Here is a 17,375-nt window from a genome sequence, read left to right as displayed (position 1 = left end):
CCATGGAACAGGTTTTATATAATTTACCGGATGGTTGGGAGTGGCAACAGTTAGCAGATGTTGTTGTTAAAACAGAAAACTTGAATCCGTTAAAAAATGCGGATCAGCTATGGACGTACATTGACATATCCTCTGTAGACTGTGATCGATTTATGGTTACAGACCCAAAGGAAATTTTAGGAAAAGATGCTCCATCACGAGCGAAAAAGCATGTACAGCTAAACGACGTGATATTTGCCACGACACGACCAAACTTGAAAAATATAGCATTAGTTCGGGATGAATATAGATCACCAGTGGCATCGACTGGGTTCTGTGTCTTCAGAGCTAATGAAAAGGTTTTATCTGCCTATTTATTTTATTTTTTAATAACGGATTTCGTCCAAGCGCAAATTGAACCTTATGTCGGTGGTGCTTCATATCCCGCTATTACTGATGGAAACCTTAAAAGGGCTCCAATCCCGATTCCGGGCATCGAAGAACAAAAACGCATCGTGGAAAAGCTCGATGCACTGCTGGCCCGTATCGGTTCCGTTATTGAGCATTTGCAACAGAGCGTCACACTGGCAGATGCTTTGTATACAAGCTCACTTGATCAGGTATTTGATAAAGTCTATTTAGATTATTCAATGAAACCTTTATATGCCCTAGCGAGTAAGATAGGAAGCGGAGCAACACCAAAAGGTGGACAAAAAGCCTATAAGAAATCAGGGATATCATTGATACGCAGCCTTAATGTGTATGACTCGGAATTTAAGGTAGAAGGACTAGCTTTCATAGATGATGACCAAGCTGGAAAGTTGAGCAATGTAGTGGTTGAAGAAGGTGACGTTCTATTGAATATTACCGGAGCCTCAATCGCTAGGTGCTGTATTGCTCCTGTAGAGTTTCTGCCCGCTCGCGTGAACCAACACGTATGCATCATTCGTCCAAATAAAGAGTTAAATTCTGCATACCTAAATTATTTGTTGATTAGTCCTAAGTTTAAAGCTGCTTTATTGTTTCAAGGTGCTGGCGGAGCAACGCGCCAAGCTTTAACAAAAGTAATGGTTTCTAACTTAGATATACCGTTGCCACCGCTAGAGAAGCAGATCGAACTAGTAGGTAAAGTTAATCTGCTAAGCAAAAAAAATCGAGCTTTAAAGGAATTGGTTAATTCAAAGATTTCTGATTTGATCACCTTAAAAGCATCAATCCTCAATGTAGCCTTTAAAGGCGGGCTGTAAGGAGCGAATATGAGTTTACAGACCAATCTCAAAGGTCGCTTGCGCAACACTTCTTTACCTAAGAGTCACGGCCTGATGCCTATTTTTGAGGCGGTTGTAAACTCTATTCACTCTATTGAAGAAAAAGGTAATAGCGATAACGGTAAGATTATTCTTCGGATCAATCGCGCTACTCAGGAGAGTTTAGATTTCGATACCAAATCGCTGCCTCATATAGTAGGTTTCACCATCACTGATAATGGTTGTGGTTTTAATGAAACCAATTTTAAGTCATTTGAAACACTGGATTCTGACCACAAAATTGACAAAGGCTGCCGAGGTGTCGGTCGCTTGATGTGGTTGAAGGTGTTTGATCTTGTCGAAGTAGAAAGCCATTTTGGCGATGGAGATGGCTATCTAAAAAAGCGTGTATTTCTCTTTAACGATAAATTAGGCGTTCATAGTGAAAATCTTCAGGTAGCTACCGAACAACAACCAGGTACTCAAATCAAACTGGTGGGATTTGATGAAAGTTATCGAAAGCAGGTACCAACCAAGGGGCTAACAGTAGCTAATCAGCTACTTGAACATGTGCTCTGGTACTTTGTTCGTCAGGGCAGTGCACCAAAGATACAAGTCGAAGACTCTGGTGAGATTTTCGAACTGGACTCCTTACTCGAAGAACATATGCACGCCAGTGCATTCCTTGAAACGATAAAAATACGCGATTATGCCTTCGACCTAACTCATATCAAGTTTCGTGCATCGGTAAATAAAAAGCATCAGTTAGCTTTATGTGCAGCTAATAGATTGGTTAAAGAAGAATCCATTCAAGGAAAAATTTCCGGCTTGTACGGCAAAATATCTGACGAATCGGGGGAATTTACCTATACCTGTTACGTGTCTTCAGGCTACTTAGATGAACGTGTACGCAGCGAGCGTATCTCTTTTGATATTGCCGAAAACGTAGAGGACATGCTCAACGAAGTAAGCTTTAAAGATATTCGTGATGCAGTGCTCGCACGCACGAAAGAATATCTACAAGATGTTTTGGCAGAAAATGTCTCAGCCGGTCGTAAACGCGTAGATGATTTTATTAATAGCCATGCACCCCGATACCGGCCTATTGTTCACTATGTTGCAGAAGAACAGCTCATTGTTGACCCAGAAAAGTCGGACAAAGACTTAGAGTTACATCTACATGCTCAGTGGTATGAGGTCGAGAGACAATTAGTCAGTGAGGGGCATGAAATCATGCAGCCTCAAAATGAGGGGCATGTAGAGGAATACAAGGAACGGCTAAGCCAGTATCTGCGAAGAGCTGAAGATCTGAAAAAATCAGACCTTGCCAATTACGTATCCCATCGAAAGGTAATTATTGATTTACTGCAAAAATCCATCGAGCGACTGGATGATGGTAAGTATGCTCGTGAGGATATGATTCATGAGTTAATCATGCCCATGCGCAAAGACTCTAGTGAGGTTTTTCTGGATTCTTGTAATCTTTGGCTGATCGATGAACGTTTGGCATTTCACAACTATTTGGCTTCCGACAAAACTCTGAATGCGATGCCGATTACTGGCAATAATTCGACAAAGGAACCGGATTTACTCAGTTTAAGAGCGTTTGATAACCCACTACTGGTTAATGATCAAAAGAGCTTTCCCTTAGCATCTATTACCGTGGTAGAGATCAAACGCCCAATGCGGAACGATATGAGGGAAGGTGAAGATAAAGACCCGATTGATCAGGCTCTTAGTTATTTAGAGCGAATTCGAGAGGGAAAAGTAAAGACAAAATCAGGCCGTCCAATACCCGGCAACAACGATATCCCTGGGTATTGCTATGTGCTTTGTGACCTGACTGAGTCTATGCATCGTCGCTGTCGCCGAGCCAATCTGCGCATTACATCTGACAGAATGGGTTATTTCGGTTACAACGAGCCATCCCATGCCTACATCGAAGTAATTAGTTTCGACCAGTTAGTAAAGGCGGCTAAAGAACGTAATCGTGCATTCTTTGACAAGCTTGGACTTCCCTGTATGTAAGTAAAAGGTTGATTGCATGGCGGGTAACATCTCTCAAGCCCTTCAAGGTGAGTTTGTTCTTTTCACCAGTACGGATGGTCAAATTCGCGTCGAATGCTGATCTGAATCTGATACGTTGTGGCTTTCTCAGGCTACAATGGCTGAGCCTTATGACAAAGACGTCCGTACAGTTAATGAGCACCTAATCAATATCTACAACCAAGGTGAGTTTGTACAAAAAGCAACCATCCGGAAATTTTGGATGGTTCGATTAAAAGGTACTCGCGAAGTCTCTCGACGAATCGACCACTACAATCTCGATGCCATTCTGTGTGTAGGTTACAGAGTTCGTTCGCAGCGTGGTACACAGTTCCGCCAACGGGCAACGCAAGTCCTGAAAGAATATCTGATTAAGGGATTTGCCATGGATGAGGAGCGCTTAAAAAATCCGGTCGTTGGTCATTCTGTTGTGCCAGATTACTTTGATGAAATGCTGGAACGTATTCGTGATATCCGCGCTAGTAACGTCGAGTTTATCTTCGAGTGAAAGAAATCTTTACTATGGCTGCTGATTACGAGCCATCTAACCAAGAGACCCACCGCCTCTTCCAAACCATTCAGAACAAGCTGCATTATACTAGTATGCATACGACGGCTGCTGAGCTTATCGTCAGCCGTGTGGATGCCAGTAAGTCGGATATGGGCTTAACCAGCTATAAAGGTGATGAAGTACTCAAGACAGATGTTATTGTTGCCAAGAACTACCTATGTGAAAGTGAAACCAAAGAGTCTCATCTGATTGTTAATATGTGGCTCGACTTTGCCGAAGACCAAGCGCTACGTCGTAATAAGTTTTCTTAAAGGACTGGGCCGACAAACTAGATCAATTTTTAAGTTTTAATGATCGGGACGTATTAAATGGAGTGGGAAACATCGCTAAAAAAGATGCTGATGATAAGGCGAAATTAGAGTTTGACCGCTATACAGCACAGCGGCGTCGTTTAAGAGAGGCAGAAGGCGGGAGAGTTAATATTGTAGCTCTCAAAGCTATACTTAAAAAGGATAAATAGTTTTCATTTTATAATTTTGATCTCTAAGTGGAATCTGAATAATTTTAAACAATCTGATAGCTATCAATACTATTGACTATTTTATAACTATTTTGTCACTTTTTTACATAAAGGCACTTTAGCTAGAAATATGCTGTTTTAGATCTTTTTTGTCATTCTTCTACGAATGAGGTTCAAAAAATGCGGACTACAAGCCGATTGATTTTAGATCTTTTTTGTCCTCCCACATCAAAAAAAAGCCCAGCAAAATATGCTGGGCTTTTTTGAATGCCGTGCGAAGAAAAGGCTTTACTCATATCTGACTCTTTTTATTAATCGGTCATCATTGTTTTCCCGAGGTAAGCATGACAGTCACCTTCGGTGTAGAACCTTTATTTCCTGAAATCTACCGTTAAATGTAGATAATACTGTCATCACAATTTTCAGAATGAATCGGAAAAATGACAGCATATAAGTAGCCGGAGGCTAACTCCTGAATAACAGACCACTTATGCTTCATCTCGCGTCTGTATTATTTGAACTATCCCCCTCACCTTAATCGTTAGTACTTCCTTTCTTTAACAACCATTTTGTCTTTAGCCATGAAAGAAAGTAGCCACTAAAACTCTATAGGGTGAGAGTGAGTAACTATTTTCGTTTATCGGGGAGTTTGGCTACAGCATAAACCGCAACACAGCCGTACTCACTACGCTAATCAGCACTACGGGTAACAGCCCCCAGCGTGACGCTGCGAATAATGAGATGGCTAACGCCAGTAAATCAGCAGGCCTGTCGGTGACAAAATAGGGGGAGATAATCGTAATTAATACGCATCCAGGAGCGGCATCCATTATGGCCTGCATACGAGGACTCAGTTGACGATTTCGTAATAACAAATAGCCGAGAGTACGGGTGAAATAGGTACTGAGTGCCATCAGTAAAATGGTTGCGACAGGTAAATCATTCACGCTTTGGCTCCCATTAACACGATGGCAATAATACCGGTGATGGCACCAATCGGGACATAAGCCGCCCCCGGTAAAGAGTGATACGCCAAGCTTGCGCAGAGTAGACTGACCAACCAAGGGATTGCGCAGCGCATGCCTTTCCACATCCCCTTAAGTAAAACCAAGAATACCGCTGGAAATGCCATATCAAAGCCCCACCGGCTAATATCGCCTAATACCGGGCCGATTAAGGCGCCGACAGTAGTAGAGGCTAACCACACAGCCCAGAGGGTTACCGCCAAACCGAAATAGAAGCTCAAGCTGAAAGCAGGCTCCTGTCCTGCGGCCCGGCGGCGCGTAGCATCTGCCATGGCCAGTGCCCAATTTTCATCACACATAAAAAATAGGGCGGGTAGGGCTTTACGACGAGGTAGATGATTCAGGTAGGGCGCAAGCGATGCGCCCATCACTAAATGCCGACTGTTTACCAGCATACTGACTAAAACGATAGTGATCAGATGAGGGGTTGCACTCCAGAGCGCAACCGCAGCGAATTCAGATCCCCCCGCAAAATTTAGCCCGGTCATCAAGCTTAATAGTCCGACAGATAAGCCTTTCTGGGCAGCTTGGGCCCCTAAGAGTAAACCGAAGGGGAGCACGCCTATCATTACGGGGATCACCGTTGTCGCGCCGCGTAAAAATTCATGGTAATACTGAGAATGAGGGGTAGCTGGGTACGAAGGCTGCGCCATGGGGTCCTCTTCTAACGGGCTGTGATAGGGAAGTCTTATGGCTTCTATACTAAGCGGCAGCCTTAGAAAATACGAGATAGATTCGAGTCAATATCGGGAGATTTTAGTGAATTTATATATGTTTTATCTCGGGGGAAATGCCGGGAAATCAAATATTGAAGTTCATGATATTCAATTTGTGGCAGCGACTACGCCGGAAGAGGCTTGGCCGACGCTAAAAAAAGCGTGGTTTGGCGATAAAAATAAGGTTCACCTAGATGGGTATACCCAGATCACGTGGGTGGATGGCTACCGTGTCAGCTTACAAGACACACCCTCTGACGCTGCGCAGAAACTTTTTTTTGTGAATGTCGGCGCATATCGGCCAGATACCTTAGCTGAACTGCACGAGTTCGGGCTTTTTGTCGCCGAAGACGCGAAGCAGGCAAAAAAACAGGCATTGAGTCGTTTATTATCTGGTGCTGCGCAACAGCATAAAGATAATCTCAAAGATGTTGATAATTGCTTATTACTCGAAAAAGTTGGCGACGGTTATCTACATTTAATTCCAATGGCAGAAGGTCAGCTTGACCGCCCAGCCTGGCAGGGCTACCAGCCGATATAATATTACTGCTCGAGTAAACCTAAACATTAGGAGGAGAAGTGGACGGCGATTTCATTCAGCTTTGTGCCATCGGTATGGCGATAGGGGTGGGAGCCATGAGCCCCGGCGCCAGTTTTTTGCTCGCCACTCGCGTCGCACTCTCCTCGCCATTTTCCGCCTCGCTCGGCGTAGCGATCGGCTTGGGAAGTGGGGCGATGATCTTTGCGTTTATAGCCCTGTTTGGGTTACAGGCAGTGTTGAACATTATTCCTGGACTGCATCAGGTTTTAAACCTGCTGGGCGGCGGTTACTTACTCTGGCGCGCAGTCAACATTTTATACAAAAAACCGCAGGTGAAAGAAAAGGATTTAGCCACTCCTACGCTGACCTTCACCCAAGCCTTATTTAGGGGACTGTTTACGCAACTGAGTAATCCTAATACGGCTATGGTGTTTGCGAGTTTATTTACCCCATTACTCGATCATCATGTCTCGACGATAGTCTATTTTACGGTACCGGGAATGACGTTTTTCATCGATTTTTTATGGTTTATATTTGTCGCGATAATCTTAAGCCAAGCATTACCAAAACGTGTTTATCTCCGCAATAATGTCGCGATAGATCGCCTCTCTGCGGGCATATTAGGGTTGCTCGGGCTAAAGCTACTTCTAAAATAATGTTAGACGACTTCCACTAACTCAAACTCTTCTGCGACAAGTTCCATGGTCTCGCTGAAGCTTCCTTCTCGGGTGAAGAAGGCTTTATGTTCTTGCTGCCAATACGCTAGGCTACGGTCACCCTCGCCCTCTTTATAGGCAAATTCAGCCTCCACCTTATTGAACCTCACTATTCGCATAGCGATCAGTCGGATGACGCATACCGGTTCTTCACGACCATTGAGGATAATATGGTAGCTGCCGACCGTAGGGGGCGATACCTCATTCAGGTAGGCACTCAGTGAACCGCAAGAAGCCGTTTTACGCCCTTCAACCACATGGTTAGCAAGCTCATCAGCCATGGCCGCGCTGTCGCCAAAGCCCCAAGCCAGTGCATTAGGGTATTTGGTCTGTAGGTGATTAAGCAATGTCATGATTGGCCCTCAACTTGACGTAAATACTCAGTAACGGTTTCAGTGGCTAAAGCTGCCATAGAATCAATAAAGTGTAGTGACGATCCATCGCTTATTTTCACTAAGGGGCTGAGGTCTGTGCAGGCAATAATCACCTGTTCGGCGCCTAACCGACTCATCTCGGCGACAATCTCCTGCCATAAATCGTGGACCTGGCGGTTTTGGTATCCCTCAGCTTTAAGGATAGGGAGTAGAGCGGTGGTTTTTTCTCTTAACGCGTCAGAATCGATAAGGGTAATCCCCTTATTACCGAGCCTGTGCTGATAAAAGTCAGCATCGTGGGTGGGGAGCGTCGCCAGTAAACAGACTGATGATGGCGGGGGTGGCAGTAACGGAGAGAGCGAGTCAGCAATATGCAGCAGAGGGATACCCTGTGAAGCTTCAATCATTTCGTCAAAATAGCAATGCGCAAGATTACAAGGGACTGAGATTAAGCTCACACCACTCTTTACCAAATCGGTAATACCCTTCTGCAGCGCTTCACGCATCTTAGCGCAATCAATCGGTCTTCCAGGATAGAAGGGCGTCGGCAGAGAGAGAATATGCATTTCAGGAAAATCCATATCGTAGGTCGCGCCATATTGACGTTGGCATTCGTCGATAATCTTTTCCAGAAAAGGGGCGGTGGAGCGCGGTCCCATTCCCGCTAAAATACCAATTTTACTTTTTTTCATTATATTGGCTCTTAAGGTATTTTCGTCTTTGTCGATATTCATAAAAGCATTATTATTAAAGAATTACTATCCCGTCTCTTCTCTCAATAATCCAAATAACCAGTCATCTTGCCAAGATCCTTTTAAATAATAGTTTTTTCTTAAGGTTCCCTCCTGCAGAAATCCGGCGCTGATTAAAGTTCGACGTGAGGCTTCATTTCCTGACGTTACCGTCGCCACTAATTTATGATAGTGATAATGCGTCAAGGCAAACTGAATAATATCCTTTAATGACTCACGGCCATAACCCTTCCCCTGAAACTCAGGTTTAAGTATAAATCCTACCTCGGCGATACCGTCACTGCGTTCGATAAAGCCGGTTACACCAATAGGAATACCTGTGGTCTTCTCACTGATGATTAGGCAAAGCCAGTGTTTACAGCCTGGCTGCCAAGGTCGTAAACGTGGCTCAAAATAATGGCGGCGGATCGTTTCTTCATCAAGCGGATCACTAATAAAAGTCATCACTTGGCGATCGACATGTAACGGCAAAAATAAAGGCCAATCAGTATCGCATAAGCTACGATATTCCAATCTTAAAGAATCAATCTTATCCACCGGTAATTCCTTTGCGCGCATGCTTACGTGGCGGGTGCAATGTTATTACATGATTCAATCTACCCAAATTCTACGCAATAGAACAGCACCCTAATAGAGAAGCGGCTCAACGTAAAATAAAGAATAATGATGAGCCGATTATCCGTTCACTCTTCTCAACGTTCGGTTAAGACACTTTTTTGAGGAGCGGGTCACCTATTTGAGGATTAACCCTTCCTGCGCCTCACTCTCACCTATACTTTATTATTAGCGAAAAAAGGTGAGTAACTAATGAAAGCGTTCAACTATCAACAAGACTTTTCAACCATTGATTTCCGTAAAGAACCCGAACGCTATCAAGTGGGGCGTGGGGAACAGGGAGTGTTGATGGTCGAACCTTATAAAAGTGAAATTCTTCCCTATTGGCGATTTAAAGATGTCGCCAGCGCAACCGCCTCCGCCAATAAAATTATGCAATTGTTCGAGGATTATCGGCAACAAGACGATTTTGTCGGTATGGATATGGCGCGTAAATTTATTCAGATGGGATATACCCGTGCAAGGCGCTATGCCAACCATCCCGGCGGAAAAAAGTACGATAAGAACCGAAAAATACTGCCTTATCAACTCGATGAGGAGAAAGCGGCGGCAGCGAAGATCTTCAAACAATCATGGGATAAGCTTAGGGCCGACAACGACTATTTACAGCGTAAAAAGCAGCATCAGCAGCAGTTTGGCTAACCCCTTACTGCGGGAATGACGGTCTAAAGCAAAGAGAGTGCTAAGGAAATGTAAATGCTAATCACTATCATTTACATTAATATTCATTAAGATACTCTACTGTCACTCTTATCCTGTCTGTCTAGTACACGCTCATGCTTATTAAAAAAGTGATACGTCCGCTTGTTATTCCTTTGGTTCTGGTTGGGTTACAGGTTAGCGCGATGGCCGCGACAGAAGGTAACACTGCCGATACTGTTGAGACCAAAGATACCGGCACCAGTACGTTATCCAGCGACACCAAACCTGAAGGTCGATTAGTCGTCACGGCACGTCAACAAACCCTCCAAGCGCCGGGCGTATCGACCATCACCAGCGAAGCGATAAAGAAACACCCTATCCAGCGAGATCTGTCCGAAATCATTCGTACTCAACCGGGTGTCAATCTAACGGGTAACTCCACCAGTGGCCAGCGCGGCAATAACCGGCAGATCGATATTCGGGGAATGGGGCCAGAAAATACGCTGATCTTGATTGATGGTATGCCGGTCACTAGCCGTAACTCTGTTCGTTATGGTTGGAGTGATGAGCGTGATACACGCGGTGATACTAACTGGGTACCGCCGGAAATGATTGAGCGTATTGACGTTATTCGTGGACCAGCGGCGGCGTTATATGGCAACGGCGCAATGGGTGGCGTGGTCAATATTATCACTAAGCAAACTAGCAAAGCGTGGCATGGCAGCGTTAACTCTTATTTCAATGCACCTGAACATAAAGCAGAAGGGGCGACTCAACGCTATAACGCAAGCTTGAGCGGTGAATTGGCTGATAACCTCACTTTCCGCCTATACGGTAACTGGAGTAAAACCCAGGCCGATGCCCAAGATATCAATAAAAGCCACACACAAACCCGTACAGGGACCTATGCTGGCACTTACCCCGCAAAGGGTCATTAAATCGTGAAATTCATTCTGTATTACGATGGGAGTTTATGCCAAACCAGAACATCGAACTCGATACTGGGTTTAGTCGGCAGGGGAATATCTATGCAGGAGATACCCAAAATACTAATAGTAATGCGTTGGTGAAAGCGAATTACGGTAACGAAACTAACGTCCTCTATCGGCAAACGTTGGCGCTCAAATATACCGGGATTTGGGATAATGGGGTGTCCACCAATAACTACGTTCAGTTTGAAAAAACGCGTAATACGCGGCTAAATGAAGGCCTATCGGGTGGCGCATCCGGTATCTTCAGTACGACGAATACTGGGTTCTCAACCATCACGCTCTACGATACCAACGTGCACTCCGATGTGAGTATTCCTTTCCAAGCATGGGTCGATCATGTGCTCACGGTGGGGGCAGAATTCAATCACCAAGCGATGCGAGATCCAACCTCTAATACGGTGACGGCCAGCGCGGGGAGCGTTGACGGTATTTCCAGTACCGGGCGCTCTGAATATAGCTCAGCGGATATCTATGGCATTTTCGCTGAAGACAATATGCAGCTGACCGACAGCACTAAACTCGTCCCGGGCGTTCGCTTTAACCACCAAAGTATTTCCGGTGGAGACTGGAGCCCATCCTTAAACCTCTCCCAAGAGTTGGGGAGCGATTTTACCTTGAAAATGGGGATTGCTCGTGCGTGGAAAGCGCCGAATCTTTATCAAACCAATCCTAACTATCTGTTATACAGCAACGGTCAAGGCTGTTACGGCGGTGGCAGTTGTTACCTGCAAGGTAATAAGGATCTCAGTGCTGAAGCTAGCGTGAATAAAGAAATTGGCATCGAATACCATAATGCTCATGATGTGCAGGCAGGCGTGACCTGGTACCGCAACGATTACCATAATAAAATTGAAGCCGGTTATACCAGTGAATATAACAATGGTACTGCCAACATTTATAAATGGGAAAACGTACCGAAAGCAGTGGTGGAAGGGATTGAGGGGACGCTTAATTTCCCAATCACCGATAGCCTCACACTGAAAAATAACCTGACTTATATTCTGAAGAATGAAAATAAGACCACTCATGATTATTTATCGGTTATCCCTAAATACACGATAAATTCGACCTTAGATTGGCAGGCAACGAATAAGTTATCTTTCGAGGGTACCTTAACGTGGTACGGTCGCCAAAAGCCGAAAAAATATAATTACCAAGGTGAGCGAACCTCAGGCAGTGAAACGCGTGAAGTCTCTCCTTATGCGATTGTCGGTATGAGTAGAACCTACACTATCAATAAGAACATTGATTTAACGGCGGGTATCGATAATCTGTTTGATAAACGCCATTTCCGTGAGGGTAATGCGCAAACCACAGGCAACTCGACCACGGGTGCCTATCTCTGGGGAGCGGGGGCCAATACCTATAATGAGTCCGGTCGGACATATTATATGGAAGTCGGTATGCACTTTTAATCTTTACGCTGAATAAAAAATGAGGACGTCATGGTAGGTTTTTATCGAAAAGCGGTGGTGATACTGTTGTTAATGTTGGTTAATTCACCGAGTGCCTTTTCAAGGCCGGACATGACGCCTCTAGGCCCCTCTATTGCCGAACAGGGATCGTCGTTCTACCGTTTTAAGACCTATAAAGTTGAGTCGGTGGATACCCAGCGGCATCACAAAATCTGGGTCGCGGTACCGAAGAAACCGGCCCCTGCACAGGGGTACCCGATTCTGTATCTGTTGGACGGTAACTCGAGCCTGAGTCGTCTCAATGAGTCGCAGCTTCAGGGCATCAGCGAGAAAAACCCAGCGGTACTGGTGTTTGTTGGCTACGATACGCCACTGCCTTTTGACCTGAAAGCGCGGTCATTCGATTATACCCCTGTCGCCCGAAGCACTACTGAGGGGAACTCGATGCTAGGCCGTGGACGAGTGGGCGGCGGCAGTGCGATTTTCCGCGCCTTACTCGAACAGAAAATCATCCCGCAGAGCGAAGCGTCTCTACCGATCGATCAGGCAAAACGATCATTATGGGGACACTCCTTTGGGGGGCTTTTTGTCATGGATACTTATCTGCACTCCAGCCGATTTAGTCACTACTTTGCCGCTAGCCCATCGTTGGGTCAGGGGTATCAATTTTTAGTCGATGATATTCAAGCGCAAACGGTGAATCCGGCTACTCTCACGTTGATGGTGGGATCCTCACAGCCGGCGAGAGCGGGGGCTCAGCCTGCCATCGATTTGTCACCACGGGTTGCTCAATGGCAAAAACAAGGTCTGGGTATCTCTATCGTCCATTACTCTGGGTTGAGCCATGGGGCAATGTTCGGTGCTTCGCTGCAGGATACTCTTAAAAAGGTGAGTCAGTAGTTAGCATCATCCAGTCATGTTCCGCTCCTTATCGAGCGGAACTGTCGCTTTATCGCTGTTTTTTGTGAATCCGATCAAATTTCCCGTCCTGTCCTATACTCAATACCATGCTTCACTCTTATTGAAACTCGCTCAGGAGTCACCATGCAAATATCGTTAACTCATCAAGTCGCCCTCGTAACCGGTGCCAGTTCGGGTCTAGGCTATGCCTGTGCAAAAGGGCTTGCCGCCGCCGGAGCCAGTGTCGTGATTAATTACAATAGCCAAGCCGAGCCTGCCGAGAAGCTGGCTGAGGAAATTCGCCAACAAGGTAGTCAAGCTATTGCGGTGCAAGGTGACGTCTCCTCGCAAGATGATGTTAACCACTTAATTGCTCAGGCAGTGGAACACTTTGGTGGACTGGATATTCTGGTGGCAAACTCAGGGCTGCAAAAAGACGCAGCAATTGGTGATATGACGCTACAAGATTGGCAAAAGGTCATCGATGTTAACCTCACCGGCCAATTTTTGACGGCGCAAGCGGCGTTATTACAGTTCCGTAAACAGAAAGGTCAGCGCCAGGTCAGTCGTGCGAACGGCAAAATTATTCATGTCAGCTCTGTCCACCAACTTATCCCGTGGGCGGGTCATGTGAACTATGCCGCATCAAAAGGTGGGGTGGATCTACTGATGCGCAGTATCGCGCAAGAGGTTGGCGAAGAGCAGATTCGAGTGAACTCGATCGCCCCGGGCGCTATCGCAACGGCAATTAATGCCGAGAACACCGAAGGGGACGCGGCGAAGAAGCTGCTGGAGTTAATTCCTTATGGTCGTATCGGTGCCTCAGAGGATGTGGCGAATGCGGTGGTGTGGCTGGCCAGTGATCTGTCTGACTACGTTCACGGTTCGACACTCTTTATTGATGGCGGCATGAGCTTATACCCTGAATTCAGAGGTAATGGCTAACGCTACTGCTTGAAAGGGGGTAGGGTCGACGCTACCCCCTATTCACTTCGCTATTTAGCGATCTGGTCAAAATAGAGCATACTGACCCCTAAACTCTGCTGTGCCCCCTCAATATTACTGCGTAACCCCACCTGTTGTGCGCCTTGTAAGGCAACAACAAAGGGAGAGTCTTGCATCACGCTAGTCTGAATCTGCCCATAGAGCGCTCGGCGCTTCCCTGCATCGCTGGTCGCCGCGGCCTGTTGTGTCAATTCACTGAGTTGTGGAATAGACCAGCCTACTCGCCACGCCAAGGTTTTCGGACCATTCGGCACGTTATAGGCAAAGGTGCTGGCATTGGTATTGGGATCGATATAATCCGCGCCCCAGTAAGTGAAAATAGATTGGAACTGGCGACTGCGCATTTTTCCCCAAAGCTCGGCTTCAGGCACCGGTTGGAGCTTTATATGGGGTCAGTTTGGATATCGAAAATTATTGTACGTTAAGGCTATTTTTTGACCTCTCTACTTTAGCTGGCCTCAGCCGACGAAACTTACCGGAAGCCGGTATCCGGTTGCTTTTCCAGATATAATCGCCTGTCAGATTGATGTGCTCCCAGCCCAACGGCGACAAATGCGACAGCAGTTGCTCGTTGATCTTCAGCCCTTTACGCTTCAAGGCCTCGACCGCTCTTTCCATGTAGACGGTATTCCACAGCGAGATAGCTGCCGTCAGCAGCGTCAGTCCACTGGCGCGATAGCTCTGATTTTCCGGTTTCCGGTCCCGGATTTCACCCAGGCGGTGCAGGAATACCGCACGCGCCAGCGCGTTACGGGCTTCTCCTTTATTCAGTCCCGCCTGTACCCGCCGACGCAGTGCCGGATCGCGGAACCAGTCGAGCATAAACAGCGTTCGTTCAATACGGCCAATTTCCCTCAGTGCTTTGGTAAGTCCGTTTTGCTTGGTATTGGCCGGTCTGTGCCAAAAGCGAACCTGTTCGACTTACACAGAGCTATAGCACCACGCTGGTATTGGCTTTTCTTACCTGATTTGTGGGCATTGTAAACCGCACAAATTTCTTATTCATCACTCTTTCACTGACGAAAAGATTACTATATGCTTTTACCTAGCGCGCCAGATAATAAGCAGCAAGATAAATTATTGGAGTACGAATATGCAGTCGCGACAGGAAATAGGGACACAGCTTTCTTTTGCACTCTATGGTGCAGCGAACCGCATGAACCGGTTACATAAGCCGTTCCTGGACCCACTGGGGCTCACTTTTCCGCAGTATCTGGTCATGCTGGAGTTGTATAACGGCACACCACGCAGTGTGGGGGATATTGGTCATAAACTCGGTATGGATACCGGTACAATTACACCCCTTCTCAAACGGCTTGAATCTGCTGGTCGCATAATCCGAACGCGTGACCGTACCGATGAAAGGCGGGTTCTCATTACCCTTACGGATAACGGACACGCGTTGCAAAAAGAGTTGTGGCAAGTAACCGAAAGAATCAAATCAGCCTGTCAGTTATCGGATGTAAAGCTCGAGGAGTTAAGGGATACCCTGAATGGCTTTGCTCATCCTGCTGATAATCGAACCTCTTCCACTCAGACAAAAGGTACTGGTATGAAAATAGGCATTATTGGCGCAGGAAATATTGGTTCAACGCTGGCACATAAGCTCTCCGGGCAAGGTCACACCGTCAAACTGGCGAACTCAAGAGGCCCGGAAACAATTGCAGAGCTGGCGCAAAAGGTCGGGGCAGTGGCAGTTGAGCGCCAGGAGGCCGTTCGCGATGTAGACGTTATCATCCTTTCCATACCCTTTGACAAGCATGCTGAACTTACTGAACTCCAGCGCGATATCCCGGACAACGTGATTGTCATTGATACGTCTAATTACTACCCCTTCCGCGACGGAGATATTCGTGAAATCCGTGAAGGCAAACCTGAAAGTGTTTACGCCAGTGAAATTGTCAGGCGTCCTCTTATAAAAGCCTGGAACGCCGTTCTGGCCGAGACGCTGAAAGAGAAAGGGTTAGCTGTCGGTTCACCGTCCCGTATTGCGATCCCGGTTGCAGGTGATGCACCGGCTGCAAAATCTGTTGTGATGGAACTGGTCAGGCAGACAGGTTTCGATGCAGTTGACGCCGGTACGCTCAGCGAATCATGGCGACAACAGCCCGGTACGCCAGCCTATTGCACAGAACTAAATGCTGAAGAGCTTGAAGCTGCCCTCCAGTCAGCGGATAAAACCCGCGCACCACTGAACAGAGATGCGTTGATCAAAGAGTTCATGTCCGCAGGCGATCAGCTCACCCATGATGTCATCATCAAACGTAATCGCGCAGTAACGGCCCCAGTCAAAAAGGGAACATTATGATTAATCATGAAAAGTACCGGATTGCTGTTTTGGGGACCGGTCATATAGGTAAAACGCTTGCCCGCAGCCTTGCATCTGCTGGTCACTCCGTTAAGGTCGCAAATTCACGTGGGCCTGAAACGATAGCCCCCGACGTGCTTGCAACGGGAGCCGAAGCAGCCGATGCAGCAAGTGCCATGCAGGATGCACAAGTTGTCATCCTGTCCATACCTATGGCAAAGCTTGTGGATATAGCGTCTCTGGTACGGAAATTATCCTGGGATGTTATCGTTGCTGATACGTCGAACTATTATCCCCATCGCGACGACAACATTGATACGTTTTCAGATGGTCAGGTCGAAAGCCTGTGGGTGGCACAGCTCCTTAACCGTCCTCTGGTAAAGGCGTGGAATGCAATAGGTTCAGATTCCCTTGCGAATAAAGGTACAACAGAGGGTGCGGTGGGACGTATTTCAATTCCTGTCGCGGGGAATATCGAAGAACACAAGAAAGTGGTAATGCGCCTTGTCAGTGAAACAGGAGTTGACGCCTTCGATGCGGGTACGCTTGAGGAGTCGTGGCGGCAACAGCCGGGCGCACCGTGTTACTGTACAGATCTCACTTATGCTGAAATGAAGTCTGCACTTGCCCTAACGGAACAATCACGACTGCCTGCCCGTCGGGATATTGCTGTTCAGGCAATTCAGGAGCGAATGGGTGATAAACGATCCAATCCGACTGCAGATTATATTGTCCGATTACACCGGGCTCTTTTTATGTAATCCGGAAACCTTATTTCATTTATCGATGCATGAGCGAAAATGCAAATGTCTGCTTATCGCTCAAAGCTGCCTGTGCTCTACCACAGCTCAGAGGTACAAAAAACCACCTTAACGTACAATAATTTTCGATATCCAAACTGACCCCTAGTATCAAATTTCTCTGGATACTTCCTAAAAACATGCATTGAACCATGTGTTTGAGAACATCTTGGGCATGATTTTAAGGTACCGTCATCACTCCTAATAGAGATGTTGAGAGGCTTAGTACAATTCGTGCAATTCAACATAACTCTCCGAATAAATTAACGAT

General features: G+C 46.4%; 14 protein-coding genes and 4 pseudogenes. 11 read left to right on the top strand and 7 right to left on the bottom strand.

Annotation, left to right across the window (positions count from 1 at the left end; genetic code table 11):
• Nucleotides 1–2: 2 nt before the first annotated feature.
• The 3 genes and pseudogenes from HGT71_RS10160 to rhuM all read left to right on the top strand — a co-directional run bounded on the left by HGT71_RS10160 (nucleotide 3) and on the right by rhuM (nucleotide 4,303).
• Nucleotides 3–1,226, top strand: a complete 1,224-nt coding sequence (locus tag HGT71_RS10160) for a restriction endonuclease subunit S (RefSeq protein ID WP_214217662.1) — start codon at nucleotides 3–5, stop codon at nucleotides 1,224–1,226.
• 9 nt (nucleotides 1,227–1,235) lie between these two features.
• Entirely contained in the window at nucleotides 1,236–3,254 is a 2,019-nt protein-coding gene (locus tag HGT71_RS10155; RefSeq protein ID WP_214217661.1) for an ATP-binding protein, read from the top strand.
• A 16-nt stretch (nucleotides 3,255–3,270) separates the two neighbouring features.
• Nucleotides 3,271–4,303, top strand: a pseudogene (rhuM, locus tag HGT71_RS10150) (RhuM family protein).
• Between the two features lie 653 nt (nucleotides 4,304–4,956).
• On the opposite strand, the gene HGT71_RS10145 reads toward rhuM, so the two are convergent.
• Nucleotides 4,957–5,250 carry an AzlD family protein gene (locus HGT71_RS10145; protein ID WP_342355455.1) on the bottom strand — a complete coding sequence of 98 codons (294 nt, stop codon included), beginning with the start codon at nucleotides 5,248–5,250 and terminating at the stop codon, nucleotides 4,957–4,959.
• On the bottom strand, nucleotides 5,247–5,981 hold the full coding sequence (locus tag HGT71_RS10140) for an AzlC family ABC transporter permease (protein WP_214217660.1): 735 nt from the start codon (nucleotides 5,979–5,981) through the stop codon (nucleotides 5,247–5,249). Before HGT71_RS10140 ends, HGT71_RS10145 begins: the two co-directional genes overlap by 4 nt.
• A gap of 106 nt (nucleotides 5,982–6,087) precedes the next feature.
• On the opposite strand from HGT71_RS10140, the gene HGT71_RS10135 reads away from it, so the two are divergent.
• Complete coding sequence (locus HGT71_RS10135) at nucleotides 6,088–6,585, top strand: DUF1543 domain-containing protein (protein WP_214217659.1); 498 nt, start codon at nucleotides 6,088–6,090, stop codon at nucleotides 6,583–6,585.
• A gap of 38 nt (nucleotides 6,586–6,623) precedes the next feature.
• Entirely contained in the window at nucleotides 6,624–7,241 is a 618-nt protein-coding gene (locus tag HGT71_RS10130; RefSeq protein WP_214217658.1) for a LysE family translocator, read from the top strand.
• Nucleotides 7,242–7,243: 2 nt separating this feature from the next.
• Here the strand turns inward: HGT71_RS10130 and HGT71_RS10125 are convergent, their stop codons facing one another.
• From HGT71_RS10125 to HGT71_RS10115, 3 genes are all read right to left on the bottom strand, one after another.
• Complete coding sequence (locus tag HGT71_RS10125; RefSeq protein WP_214217657.1) at nucleotides 7,244–7,654, bottom strand: ASCH domain-containing protein; 411 nt, start codon at nucleotides 7,652–7,654, stop codon at nucleotides 7,244–7,246.
• Nucleotides 7,651–8,367, bottom strand: coding sequence for an aspartate/glutamate racemase family protein (locus HGT71_RS10120; RefSeq protein ID WP_214217656.1), 717 nt, complete (start codon nucleotides 8,365–8,367; stop codon nucleotides 7,651–7,653). Before HGT71_RS10120 ends, HGT71_RS10125 begins: the two co-directional genes overlap by 4 nt.
• A 66-nt stretch (nucleotides 8,368–8,433) precedes the next feature.
• The gene (locus HGT71_RS10115) at nucleotides 8,434–8,985 is read right to left on the bottom strand and encodes a GNAT family N-acetyltransferase (RefSeq protein WP_214217655.1); all 552 of its coding nucleotides are present in this window, start codon (nucleotides 8,983–8,985) and stop codon (nucleotides 8,434–8,436) included.
• Between the two features lie 249 nt (nucleotides 8,986–9,234).
• On the opposite strand from HGT71_RS10115, the gene HGT71_RS10110 reads away from it, so the two are divergent.
• The 4 genes and pseudogenes from HGT71_RS10110 to HGT71_RS10095 all read left to right on the top strand — a co-directional run bounded on the left by HGT71_RS10110 (nucleotide 9,235) and on the right by HGT71_RS10095 (nucleotide 13,936).
• Nucleotides 9,235–9,684 carry a DUF4385 domain-containing protein gene (locus HGT71_RS10110; RefSeq protein WP_214217654.1) on the top strand — a complete coding sequence of 150 codons (450 nt, stop codon included), beginning with the start codon at nucleotides 9,235–9,237 and terminating at the stop codon, nucleotides 9,682–9,684.
• 134 nt (nucleotides 9,685–9,818) lie between these two features.
• Nucleotides 9,819–12,091: pseudogene (locus HGT71_RS10105) on the top strand (TonB-dependent siderophore receptor).
• 30 nt (nucleotides 12,092–12,121) lie between these two features.
• A complete protein-coding gene (locus tag HGT71_RS10100; RefSeq protein WP_214217653.1) occupies nucleotides 12,122–12,991 on the top strand; it encodes an alpha/beta hydrolase in 870 nt (289 codons plus the stop codon).
• A gap of 144 nt (nucleotides 12,992–13,135) precedes the next feature.
• Nucleotides 13,136–13,936 carry an SDR family oxidoreductase gene (locus tag HGT71_RS10095; RefSeq protein WP_214217652.1) on the top strand — a complete coding sequence of 267 codons (801 nt, stop codon included), beginning with the start codon at nucleotides 13,136–13,138 and terminating at the stop codon, nucleotides 13,934–13,936.
• A gap of 50 nt (nucleotides 13,937–13,986) precedes the next feature.
• Here HGT71_RS10095 and HGT71_RS10090 read toward each other — a convergent pair.
• Both HGT71_RS10090 and HGT71_RS10085 read right to left on the bottom strand, forming a co-directional pair.
• A pseudogene (locus HGT71_RS10090) lies at nucleotides 13,987–14,382 on the bottom strand (ABC transporter substrate-binding protein); the annotation flags it as partial.
• Between the two features lie 25 nt (nucleotides 14,383–14,407).
• Nucleotides 14,408–14,878, bottom strand: a pseudogene (locus HGT71_RS10085) (Tn3 family transposase); the annotation flags it as partial.
• A 211-nt stretch (nucleotides 14,879–15,089) separates the two neighbouring features.
• On the opposite strand from HGT71_RS10085, the gene HGT71_RS15850 reads away from it, so the two are divergent.
• Both HGT71_RS15850 and HGT71_RS10070 read left to right on the top strand, forming a co-directional pair.
• The gene (locus tag HGT71_RS15850; RefSeq protein ID WP_244986480.1) at nucleotides 15,090–16,304 is read left to right on the top strand and encodes an NAD(P)-binding domain-containing protein; all 1,215 of its coding nucleotides are present in this window, start codon (nucleotides 15,090–15,092) and stop codon (nucleotides 16,302–16,304) included.
• Nucleotides 16,301–17,065: an NADPH-dependent F420 reductase gene (locus HGT71_RS10070; RefSeq protein WP_214217650.1), complete on the top strand. Its 765-nt coding sequence runs from the start codon at nucleotides 16,301–16,303 to the stop codon at nucleotides 17,063–17,065. Before HGT71_RS15850 ends, HGT71_RS10070 begins: the two co-directional genes overlap by 4 nt.
• The last annotated feature ends 310 nt before the right edge of the window (nucleotides 17,066–17,375 follow it).

This window comes from Rosenbergiella epipactidis, from assembly GCF_018494055.1.
Taxonomy (GTDB): domain Bacteria; phylum Pseudomonadota; class Gammaproteobacteria; order Enterobacterales; family Enterobacteriaceae; genus Rosenbergiella; species Rosenbergiella epipactidis.
This window is presented reverse-complemented; position numbering and strand designations above follow the sequence as displayed.

Excerpts from the sequence above, each read along its gene's own strand:
- HGT71_RS10160 (WP_214217662.1), top strand. The coding sequence starts at position 3 with ATGGAACAGGTTTTATATAATTTACCGGATGGTTGGGAGTGGCAACAG.
- HGT71_RS10155 (WP_214217661.1), top strand. The coding sequence starts at position 1,236 with ATGAGTTTACAGACCAATCTCAAAGGTCGCTTGCGCAACACTTCTTTA.
- HGT71_RS10140 (WP_214217660.1), bottom strand. The coding sequence starts at position 5,981 with ATGGCGCAGCCTTCGTACCCAGCTACCCCTCATTCTCAGTATTACCAT.
- HGT71_RS10125 (WP_214217657.1), bottom strand. The coding sequence starts at position 7,654 with ATGACATTGCTTAATCACCTACAGACCAAATACCCTAATGCACTGGCT.
- HGT71_RS10120 (WP_214217656.1), bottom strand. The coding sequence starts at position 8,367 with ATGAAAAAAAGTAAAATTGGTATTTTAGCGGGAATGGGACCGCGCTCC.
- HGT71_RS10115 (WP_214217655.1), bottom strand. The coding sequence starts at position 8,985 with ATGCGCGCAAAGGAATTACCGGTGGATAAGATTGATTCTTTAAGATTG.
- HGT71_RS10110 (WP_214217654.1), top strand. The coding sequence starts at position 9,235 with ATGAAAGCGTTCAACTATCAACAAGACTTTTCAACCATTGATTTCCGT.
- HGT71_RS10100 (WP_214217653.1), top strand. The coding sequence starts at position 12,122 with ATGGTAGGTTTTTATCGAAAAGCGGTGGTGATACTGTTGTTAATGTTG.
- HGT71_RS10095 (WP_214217652.1), top strand. The coding sequence starts at position 13,136 with ATGCAAATATCGTTAACTCATCAAGTCGCCCTCGTAACCGGTGCCAGT.
- HGT71_RS15850 (WP_244986480.1), top strand. The coding sequence starts at position 15,090 with ATGCAGTCGCGACAGGAAATAGGGACACAGCTTTCTTTTGCACTCTAT.
- HGT71_RS10070 (WP_214217650.1), top strand. The coding sequence starts at position 16,301 with ATGATTAATCATGAAAAGTACCGGATTGCTGTTTTGGGGACCGGTCAT.